General features: G+C 51.8%; 8 protein-coding genes. 5 read left to right on the forward strand and 3 right to left on the reverse strand.

The features are described from left to right. The first annotated feature begins 103 nt into the window (after positions 1–103). Complete coding sequence (locus tag ABID47_RS31435; RefSeq protein WP_354502911.1) at positions 104–2,572, forward strand: family 43 glycosylhydrolase; 2,469 nt, start codon at positions 104–106, stop codon at positions 2,570–2,572. 93 nt (positions 2,573–2,665) lie between these two features. Here ABID47_RS31435 and ABID47_RS31440 read toward each other — a convergent pair whose 3' ends face one another. The 3 genes from ABID47_RS31440 to ABID47_RS31450 form a co-directional block, all read right to left on the reverse strand. Continuing rightward, positions 2,666–2,905, reverse strand: a complete 240-nt coding sequence (locus ABID47_RS31440) for a DUF362 domain-containing protein (protein ID WP_116230504.1) — start codon at positions 2,903–2,905, stop codon at positions 2,666–2,668. A gap of 29 nt (positions 2,906–2,934) precedes the next feature. Then, on the reverse strand, positions 2,935–4,119 hold the full coding sequence (locus ABID47_RS31445; RefSeq protein WP_354502913.1) for a cytochrome P450: 1,185 nt from the start codon (positions 4,117–4,119) through the stop codon (positions 2,935–2,937). A 205-nt stretch (positions 4,120–4,324) separates the two neighbouring features. Further along, entirely contained in the window at positions 4,325–5,806 is a 1,482-nt protein-coding gene (locus tag ABID47_RS31450; protein WP_354503115.1) for a DHA2 family efflux MFS transporter permease subunit, read from the reverse strand. Positions 5,807–6,042: 236 nt separating this feature from the next. Between ABID47_RS31450 and ABID47_RS31455 the strand changes: the two genes are divergently transcribed. The 4 genes from ABID47_RS31455 to ABID47_RS31470 all read left to right on the forward strand — a co-directional run bounded on the left by ABID47_RS31455 (position 6,043) and on the right by ABID47_RS31470 (position 10,561). Continuing rightward, positions 6,043–6,645 carry a TetR/AcrR family transcriptional regulator gene (locus tag ABID47_RS31455; protein WP_354502915.1) on the forward strand — a complete coding sequence of 201 codons (603 nt, stop codon included), beginning with the start codon at positions 6,043–6,045 and terminating at the stop codon, positions 6,643–6,645. An 8-nt stretch (positions 6,646–6,653) separates the two neighbouring features. Then, positions 6,654–7,877, forward strand: a complete 1,224-nt coding sequence (locus ABID47_RS31460; RefSeq protein WP_354502917.1) for a S41 family peptidase — start codon at positions 6,654–6,656, stop codon at positions 7,875–7,877. A 251-nt stretch (positions 7,878–8,128) separates the two neighbouring features. Beyond that, a complete protein-coding gene (locus tag ABID47_RS31465; protein ID WP_354502918.1) occupies positions 8,129–9,250 on the forward strand; it encodes a glycoside hydrolase family 88/105 protein in 1,122 nt (373 codons plus the stop codon). 18 nt (positions 9,251–9,268) lie between these two features. Then, positions 9,269–10,561: a Gfo/Idh/MocA family protein gene (locus tag ABID47_RS31470; protein ID WP_354502920.1), complete on the forward strand. Its 1,293-nt coding sequence runs from the start codon at positions 9,269–9,271 to the stop codon at positions 10,559–10,561. The last annotated feature ends 10 nt before the right edge of the window (positions 10,562–10,571 follow it).

Consider the following 10,571-nt stretch of genomic DNA (forward strand, 5'->3'; position numbering starts at 1 on the left):
TACTCCAAGAGCCAAAAGAATCATATTTCTTTTGGCTCTTCCCTTGATCAGATCCATTACGAAAAACGTAATCTATCGTACAAATTAGGGAGGTAATATCATAGTGAAATCTTTGCGATGGCTAATCATGGTAGCGGTTACATTTTCCCTGATCACCACGGTGCCCACCGAAACCTCTGCTTATCAAAACCCGAGAGCACTTCCTGACGAATGGGGGCAGTATGGACTCGGAGACCCTTACGTTTTGAAATTTAACGGATATTACTATTTGTATGTGAGTACGCGAGATACGGATGACGGCGTTAAAGTATGGAGCTCCAAGGACTTGGTGAACTGGTCCTATCGGGGTTTGGCCGCAACGGACCCGATTACGCATGGAGCTTATGCGCCTGAGGTCGTCTATTGGAACGGCATGTTCTATATGTATACGTCGCCGGCAGGCCAAGGACATTACGTCCTCAGCAGCACGAGTCCTACCGGTCCGTTCAACGTCGTTACCGGCAATCTCGGTAAAACGATCGACGGCCACGTCTTTATCGACGACGACGGATCGTTCAGCTTCTATCACGCAGGGCAGGGACGCATCGATGCAGCGCCGATGAGCAGCCCGACCTCGATCGGGGCGAGCTCGTCTACAGGTGTCGGCATGGGAGGCTGGACCGAAGGGGCGACCGTGTTCAAGCGGAACGGCAAATACTATATGACTTATACCGGGAATCACGTGTTCAGCAAAGGATACCGGGTAGATTATGCGGTGAGTACGACAGGTCCGCGGTCCGGTTACGCTGCCGACAGCCTGAATCCGGCGTTAATCAGCACGGAAGGCCCGACCGTGGGACTTGGTCACAACACCGTGGTGGTCGGCCCTAACCTCGATACCCACTACATCGTCTATCACAACTTGGAAGGGCCAGGCGTGGTTGGTCCGCTCCGTCATCTCAATATGGACCGCATCGTTTGGAACAACGACAAGCTGATCGTTCAGGGACCGACAACAACCCCGCAGCAGGATCCGGCGATGCCCACATTCTACGATTACTTCGACCGGACATCGATCGGCAGCGGGTGGACCAATGTCAACGGCGGCCATTGGGGCATCTACAATCAGGAGCTGATGTGGCAGGACTCGATCGGGGATACGACCTGGTACAAACAGATTTCGTCGGCAACCAGCTCTTCCGATTATACGGCCGAATTCAATACGAAAGAAATGAAGCGGGGCACTTCCGCCAGCCCAAGATACGGTGCCACCTTCTCGTACACGGACGAGAACAATTATGGCGTAGCACTGCTAAGCTCGAAGAATAACCGTCTTGCGACGTCCTTCCGGATCAACGGTGTGGATCAAGCGTGGCAAACGTTCGACCTGCCTGCAGGTTTTGATTACACGAAATGGCACAGCATTCGTATCGAGAAGTCCGGCACGACGTTTAAGTATTATGTGGACGGCATGCTGAAAGGAACGCGGACGGCCAATTTGGGCGGAGGTAAAATCGGTGTCCTGACGGAAGATACGCATGCGGATTTCGGCTATGTCGCTGTCAGTAACGATGTCAACGGAAGCAGCGCATGGGATGCTTACAAACCGGTTCCAGGGACAATCGAAGCGATGCATTACATGAAGGGAGGCGAGGGTGTCGCCTATCATGACACGACCGCGAATAATATCGGCGGCGCGTACCGCACGGACGCTGGCGATATTCGTCTCAACAGCGAGGGGCTGTTTAACCTAGGCTGGAATCAAACGGGAGAATGGTATAAATACAAAGTCAACGTGGAATCAAGCGGTTATTACGATATCGACTTCCGAATGGCCACGACGATGAACGGTGTGCAAATCCGCCTGTGGGACGGATCGACGGACGTAACGGGAATCATCGACGTGCCGAACACAGGGGACTGGGATAAATGGCAGACCGTAACGAAGAAGGGAGTCTATCTGAATGCCGGGCAGCGGGAGCTTCGAGTCGAATTCGTTAAAGGCGAGGCCGATTTCTCGCGGATGACGTTCCATAAGAGCGCACAAGTCACAGCGCTTAGCGATGACTTTAACGATGGGAATGACAACGGATGGACGCGATTTGAAGGGACATGGGCCGTAGAGAACGGCGAGTACAGCGCGGGAAGCTCTGGACCTGCCAAGTCCACGATCGGTGACGCAAATTGGGCGGATTACACGGTCGAAGCCGACGTCAAAATGATCGACGCTGGCGGCGACGGTGGATTGCTCTTCCGGGTGTCCAACCCTTCCCATGGCACGGAGCGGGGGCAAAACAACTATGACGCCTTCCAGGGGTACTATGCCTATTTGACGACAAGCGGGGTTAACCTCGGCAAGATGAGTTACAGTTGGACATTCATCAAAAGTGCGCCGCAGACTTATGCGACAAACACCTGGTACCATATGAAAGTGGTGGCGAAAGGGGCAAATATGAAAGTTTACGTGGATGATATGAACCAACCGAAGATCGATTATACGGACAACAGTCTGAACCCGTTCACGCATGGCAAAGCAGGCGTCAGAACGGCCAATAAGCATACGCATTTCGATAACTTTAAAGTTTCGCCGTAAGCCGTAACAGGAAGGTATCCCGATCTCTGTGTACTCTCCGTAACAGCAGCAGCCTGCCGATTTCTGGATCGGCAGGCTGTTCTCATGATCGCATCATTTCGATTTATAAAAATCCTCTGCTTTTTGGATCATATGTTTTTCTTCGTCCGGCACATCCGTATCGTAAAAAACGGCTCCGACCGGACAAGCTACCTCACAAGCACCGCACTCAATACAAATATCCGCCTCGATGAAAAACTGGTCCGGGCCTTCCTCGATGCAGTCTACCGGACAAACGTCCACGCATTCTGCCGCTTTTTCATCAATACATCCCGAAGTAATCACATAAGGCATTGGGTCTCACCCTTTCGATGAAATGCTTACTACCGGCGTATCACGCGTACCGGTAAAGAGATCAGCGTCTGTCCGGCAGCGGATGGGGTTAAGTGATCTTCCAGCTTGAATCCTGGAACGGGCTCAATCCGCTCAAATTGGTCCATGAACAGCCCCAGGCCGATGTTGGCTTCTAGCCGGGCCAGCGGTGCTCCCAGGCAGAAATGCGGACCGTTGCCGAAGGTCAGATGCCGTTTATTGTTGGAACGGTGGATGTTCAGCGTAAACGGGTCCTCAAAAACCTCTTTGTCCATATTCGCAGCACTCATCCAAGCGACGACGACGTCTCCTTTTTTAAGCTCCACGCCGAGCACGTTATTATCCTGCTTCACCGTACGGTCCATCTTCGCCATGTGGAACCGGTAGCGAAGCATTTCTTCCACCGTATTTGGAAGAAGCTCACGGTTAGCCTGGACCTCACCGTAGATCTGGTCGTTATCATACAGGAAGGAATAGAACGTGCTGGACAGCAGATGGCTTGTCGTCTCAATGCCGGCCCCGAGAATGAACATGGTCATCCGGACGATTTCGTCATCGGTCAAACGTTCGCCATCGACCTCGGCCTGAATCAGATCAGAAATAATATCATCGGTGAGCTGGCTTCTTTTGGCGATGACATGCGGATAGAGATAGTTGTAGTAATTCGTGGCCGCCTGCCGCTTCAGCTCCTGAACGTCTTCGACATTGTCGGCCGGAAGAGGGAGGAACAGATGATCGACCCATTCCTTAAACAAGAAGCGGTCTTCGGACGGAACGCCGAGCAGGTCGGCGATCACGATGGTGGGCAGCGCGCTTGAGAAGCTCTTGACGATATCGATAACCGGCTCGTCGCCCATGTCTTTGATCAACTGGCTGACCACCTCATGGATGCGCGGCTCCCACAGCTTCAAGCTTCTTGGCGTGAACGCCGCCGACAGCAGGCTGCGGCTTTTGCGGTGTTCCGGAGGATCCGAACTGAGATCGACCCGTCCCGAATTATGCTGGCCGGCTTCATTATCGGCGCCGACACTGATCGTCGTCCGTGCCCTCACGCTGGAGAAGTACTCGTAATCGCTCAATACTCTTTTTACATCTTCATACCGGAAGACATTCCAGGAATTCGTTTCCTCATTATAGCTGATCGGATCATGTTCCAAGTGGTGCCTGTACCATTCAAAAGGGCTGAATTCTTCCACGGCGGATCGAAATTAGGTGATTTTAGCTAAGGAGATAATTTCCTTCTGCATAATACTCCCTCCCGGTTTGAATTATTATGGATTACGATTAAATTAACATATGTTAATTTAACATATATTCGTCAGAGGAACCACGACCGAATGACCCACGCCTAAAGGTCCGCTTTCCGGTTATAACGGTTGGATCAAGACCATGGGCGAACCCTTAGGCCTCGCTCACGACGCCTTTTTGAATTGCAGCTTCGGATGCATGCTCAATATTCCGGGACGTGCGCTTGATAAAGAACGAGAGCAGCAGGCCAACAATACCGATACCGATAATGACAACATAGGCGTCGTTAATTCCTTGGATGGTCGCTTCCAGAACCATTTGCTTCTGATTCGCCGCTGCGCCGCCGGACGCCATCATGTCCGTCAGATGCGTTTTCGTCCGGTCGGACATGACCGTTACCAACAGGGACGTACCGACCGCACCGGCTACTTGACGCACGGTGTTGGATATGGCAGTTCCATGAGCGTTTAATCGGGCAGGCAGTTGGTTGAGACCTGCGGTCTGGATTGGCATCATTAGCAGGGCCATACCGATCCGGCGTCCTGTCGACATGAACAGCAGATACGCATAGGTGGTATGATCCGTCAAGTTGATGAATCCGGCGGTTGTTGCGATCGTAATGATCAATCCGGCAACGGCAAGCCATTTGGCGCCGAAGCGGTCAAACAGGCGGCCGGTGACGGGCATCAGCAGTCCCATCACAAGCGCCCCCGGGAGCATCAGCAATCCGGATTCCAAGGCGGAATAGCCGCGTGCATTTTGCAGGTATAACGGAAGCAGCATCATATCCGCATACATGACCATCGTGACCATGATGTTGATCGCCGTAGTCAGGGAGAACATGTTATACTTGAAAGCCCTTAGATCCAGCAAGGGTTTCTTGGAAACCAGCTGTCTCCAAACAAACAGCACCAGGGCAATCACGCCGACGGCAATGGACACCAGCACCTCGGCGCTGGACCATCCTTGGCTCCCTGCCTGGCTAAAACCGTACAGCAGCGTGCCGAATGCGACTGTGGACAGAACGACGCTGATGATGTCCATCTTGGAGCGGACTGTCTCCGACACGTTTTTCAAATAAATAAAGCCGCAGATAATGACGATAACGGCAAGCGGGATCATGCCATAGAACATCGTTTGCCATTTGAAATTTTCCAGGATGTAGCCGGCCAGCGTCGGGCCGATCGCTGGAGCGAAAATGATGGCGAGTCCCATCATCCCCATGGCCGCGCCCCTCTTTTCCGGAGGGAACAATACCAAAATCACGTTGGTTAATAGCGGCATGATGATACCGGCGCCAGCAGCTTGAATCATGCGTCCCGTGAGCAGAACCGGGAAGTTGACCGCGAGGGCGGAAACAATGGTTCCGACGAGGAAGATCATCATCGAAGCTTGGAACAGCTGGCGGGTGGAGAACCTCTGCATAAAATAAGCCGTAATCGGAATCAGGATTCCGTTGACCAGCATATAGCCGGTGGTCAGCCATTGAGCTGTGGTGGCCGAAATGTTGAAATCAATCATCAATTCCGGGGTGGCCACACTCATGACTGTCTGATTCAGTGTTGCGAGAAAGGCGCCCAGTATCATAATGATTAGAATCGGGCCCTTCTTGACGGAACTGCTGGTTGTGTCCATAGGATGACTCAATCTACTCCTTTCTTTTCTCTCTAGACTTAATTTACAATGTGTTGGATAATTAACATTGTATAAATGAGATTATAGACAGAAGAGTGGAAGCTTACAAACAACGTTTTCACAAAAAATGTAAATTAGTTTTCGTTTCATCGTTTTAATGTTGATTAGTGATAAGATTTACTGCACATTGGTATTAAATTGTCTATTACGCAGGCCAGGAGAAAGGAAGGAAAAAAATGCCCGACGTTTCCAAACAGCCGACCGACCCCAGAGTGCTTCGTACAAGGCAGCTCATCAAGGATGCTTTTATCGATCTGCTGCAGGAGATGGATATTGAGAAAATGTCCATTAGCCGAATCGCCGAACGAGCCACCATTAACCGTGTCACTTTCTATTTGCATTACCGCGATATTCCCGACATGCTGGAAAAAATGGCCGATGATATGATCGAAGATTTCAAGCAGGCCGTGGGCATTGAGCCGGAAAAACCGGCAACCGAGGAAGAGGATTGGTCCATGATGCTGCGGCTTTTGGAGCATATTGCAGAGCATCACAAGTTCTACAAGGTGATCTTGGGATCGCGGAAGGCGCCCATATTCAGTGAAAGGTTGTTAAATATGCTGACCGAGTTAATTTCGGCAAGAATCGAAGAGATGGGGACCGAGTCTTTTTGTTACAAAGCAGGCATACCCAAGGACATCGCCATCTGGCACGGATCAGCAGCCCTCATTGGTACGATTGTGGCCTGGCTGCGGAATGACATGCCGTACACACCGGCCTTTCTCGCTAAGCAGTTTTATTTGCTGATGCGCAGCCGGATTGAAACGAAGGGAGAGTGAATGGTTGGATGCATGAATTATCTTTAAAAGAGCGGCTGTTGATTTTATCGGAAACGATCCGGATGACCGAAAAAGCATTTGCGCACTGGGAGAGTGCAACCATCACACCTGATGAATTGGGGGAAGCGGCAAAAGAGTTTTTCGACAAAGCCGCAGCGGCCGAGAACCGGGCTGATTTTCAAAAGGTGATGTGGGCGTATTTTGGACAGCTTCGTAACGCTCATTCGAATTATATCGACAGGGCGGCGCCGTTCCCGCATGGCGGGGTATTTCCATTATCACTGCTGGAGTCGGATGGCTCTTGGCTTGTAAAGGAAGACGACACCGGTCTTACCCGCCCCGGGGATAAGGTGGTATCCATTGCCGGTAAATCGATGAACGAGTGGCTGAACGAGATGAATCAATGGGCCAGGATTGCGGATTGGCGTATGATGGCTGGCCGTCTATCTGTGTATTTTTCGCATTATTACATGAAGGAGAAGGCAGATATCGAATTGTTGAATGAGCAGGGCAATACTCGAACGGTTACGTTATCCCGTCAGCCTATAGATTATAACAGTCACAACAATGGCGATACTTCAGGAAAATGGCTGCAGCAAGACAAAACGGCATATATACATATTCCAAGCTTTAACCATTCGAGGTTTGAAGAGAAGGCTCTCGAGCTGATCGGGGAATATCAACACGCCTCATCGATCATCATCGATGTGAGAGGAAACGGCGGCGGGAGCACGCCGGGAAGGTTAACGCATAAGCTTATGAACCGTCCGTATCGGTGGTGGAAAGAGATGGCGCGGCATCCCGAGTTTTTATGCCGTCGGCATCCGAATGCCGAAATCTCCTTTACAACGGATTATCGGTTTTCCATATTTGATCCGGACTATACGCAACCTTCGGCCGAAACCTCCTACCAAGGAAATGTCATCATCTTGGTGGATCGATTCACCGGTTCTGCAGCCGAAGACTTTACCATGCAATTTATTGACAACGGAAGAGCAATCATCATCGGAGAGAGGACTTACGGTTCAACCGGTCAGCCGCTCGTTCAGCATTTCGATGATGGCAATATCGTTGTGCTGGTCGGAGCCGTCCGCTCCTATTTTCCAAACGGGGACCCATTTGAGAATGTTGGCATCGTACCTGATATCGAAGTTCCGGTGAGGAGAGAAGATCTGTATCAACGAAGGGACAGAACGCTGGAGAAGGCGCTTGAGGTTATCAAAAATGCATGATTGTAATTCGTAATAAAACGAAGGTCGGGCATACAGTGCCCGGCCTTTATTATTTTACAGGACATATACCCGACCAACGGCTTTTCGGTTAGCGGTGACAGCATCCCATGTGGATCAACCGATTCTGCGGGAAATAAACCGATCCTTCAGACGGCCGCATGGTATGGGAATGGACTATTTGATGGTGATTCGAACGGTTGCCGTCAAGGTATGGCGGCGTCTAGGATGAAGCACAGAAAGGGGAGATGTTCATGGAGCGCTGGTCGGATAAATGGGCGCGTTCTTTCATTGCGCGCTACCCGCTGGTTACTGACTTGCCTTTTTATTCGCGCCTGTCCTGGAATTATGAAATCGGCTGCCTGCTCACCGCGTTGGAAAAAATGTGGCACAAAACCAGTGACATCCGTTATTTCAACTATGTGAAAACAAACGTCGATTTGTATGTTCAGGAGGATGGCTCCATTCGCGGCTACCGCTTGAACGACTATAACGTCGATCAAATCAATTCCGGCAAGCCGCTGTTCGCGCTGCTTCGTGAGACGGGCGATGGGAAATACCGGTCGGCGATCGAATGGCTGGCATTGCAGCTGAAAGGTCATCCGCGAACAAGCGACGGGGGACTGTGGCATAAAAAAATATATCCGTTCCAGATGTGGCTGGACGGCGTCTACATGACGGCACCATTTATGACGTCCTATGCGTCCTTAGGCGGCGAGACCTCCTGGTACGACGAAGCGGCAAAGGAAGTTGAGCTGATGGAAAGAAGGGCGCGGGATCCAGTAACAGGGCTGCTGTACCATGCTTGGGACGAAAGCAAAGAACAGCGTTGGGCGGACCCGGATACTGGCTGTTCACCCCACTTCTGGGGACGGGCCGTGGGATGGTTTATGATGGCCGCTGCCGACGTGCTGGATGACCTGCCGCTGGACCATCCAAAGCGGGGCTTGCTTGTCGGTCTGTTTCATCGTCTATCGGAAGCGGTCATTCGTGTGCAGGACGAATCGTCCGGATTGTGGTATCAAATTTTGGATCAAAGAGGCCGTGAGGGCAATTACTTGGAGACATCCGCTTCAGCCATGTTTGTATACGCGCTCGCTAAGGGCAGCCGTCTCGGCTATTTGCAGGATGAAGCAGCGCAAGCGGCACAGCGGGGATTCGAAGGATTAATCACCCACTGCGTTACGGAAGCGGACGGGGAAATTCACCTTAACGGCATTTGCAAGGTAGCGGGACTTGGCGGGCGTCCATATCGGGACGGATCATATGACTATTACATAGGCGAACCAACGAGGCAGGACGATCCGAAAGGAACGGCAGCGTTTCTGATGGCTGCCATCGAAACCGAGCTGCTGGAACAGCAGCCAATCGAATAGGAAAGGACGATGACGACGATGCCTAAGAAAAAAACGTACGTGCTGGTTGGCACAGGAGGACGATCCCAATTTTTTTATTCTGCATTGGTCACGGAATATAAGGAATCAGCGGAGCTGCTTGCTTTCTGCGATACGAATCGGACGCGTATGGATTACGCCAACAAGCTGCTTAATGAAAAATACGGAAGCCATCCGGTTCCAACCTATCCGGCGAGTGATTTCGACCGTATGATCGCCGAGCATAAGCCGGATACCGTCATCGTCACGACGGTCGACCGGACGCACCACCAATACATCATCCGGGCGATGGAACTGGGCTGTGATGTCATTACGGAAAAACCGATGACGGTCGACGAGAACAAATGCCAGCAAATTCTGGACTGCGTGCAAAGGACCGGGCGTAACGTGCGGGTCGCCTTCAATTACAGATATGCTCCGCATCATACCAAAGCAAGGGAGCTGATTGCGGACGGCACGATCGGGCAGGTCACTTCGGTCCACTTCGAATGGCTGCTGAACACGAAGCACGGGGCGGATTATTTCCGGCGCTGGCACCGGGACAAACGCAACAGCGGCGGGCTGCTCGTGCATAAATCGACGCATCATTTTGATCTGGTCAATTTCTGGATCGGCTCCGAGCCGGAGACGGTATTCGCGTTCGGCGATTTGCTGTTCTATGGGAAGGAAAACGCAGAGAAGCGAGGCGTCACATCATTCTATGACCGCTCGACTGGACATCCGAACGCGAAGGAGGATCCGTTCGCGCTTCATATGGATGAAAGCGAAAGCTTGAAGGCGCTGTATTTGGATGCCGAGCAAGAGGACGGCTATATCCGTGACCGGAGCGTATTTAGCGACGGGATCAGCATTGAAGACACGATGGGCGTTCTCGTTCGCTACAAAAACAATGCCATACTCACATACTCGCTAAATGCGTACATGCCTTGGGAAGGCTACCGAATCGCATTTAACGGCACGAAAGGTCGTATCGAAATGGCCGTTGGCGAACAGTCCTACGTGAATGCGGGAGGTGACAAAGCGCAGGAAGGTGCCGTGAAAACGAGATCGATCCGCGTTATCCCGATGTTCGGCCAGCCGTACGACGTTGAGGTGGAGCTGGCCGCGGGTGGTCATGGTGGAGGCGATCCGGCATTGCTTCGCGATATTTTCGGAGACCCGGCGGAAGATCGTTTTCAGCGTGCTGCCAACCACATCGACGGCGCAAAGTCGATTTTGACGGGAATTGCCGCCAACCGCTCGATCCGGACGGGACAGGCGGTTCATATTGACGACCTGGTCATATTCAGATAAGGAGGTTTGC

Origin of the sequence: Paenibacillus favisporus (assembly GCF_040545415.1) — a bacterium.
Classification (GTDB): domain Bacteria; phylum Bacillota; class Bacilli; order Paenibacillales; family Paenibacillaceae; genus Paenibacillus_AQ; species Paenibacillus_AQ favisporus.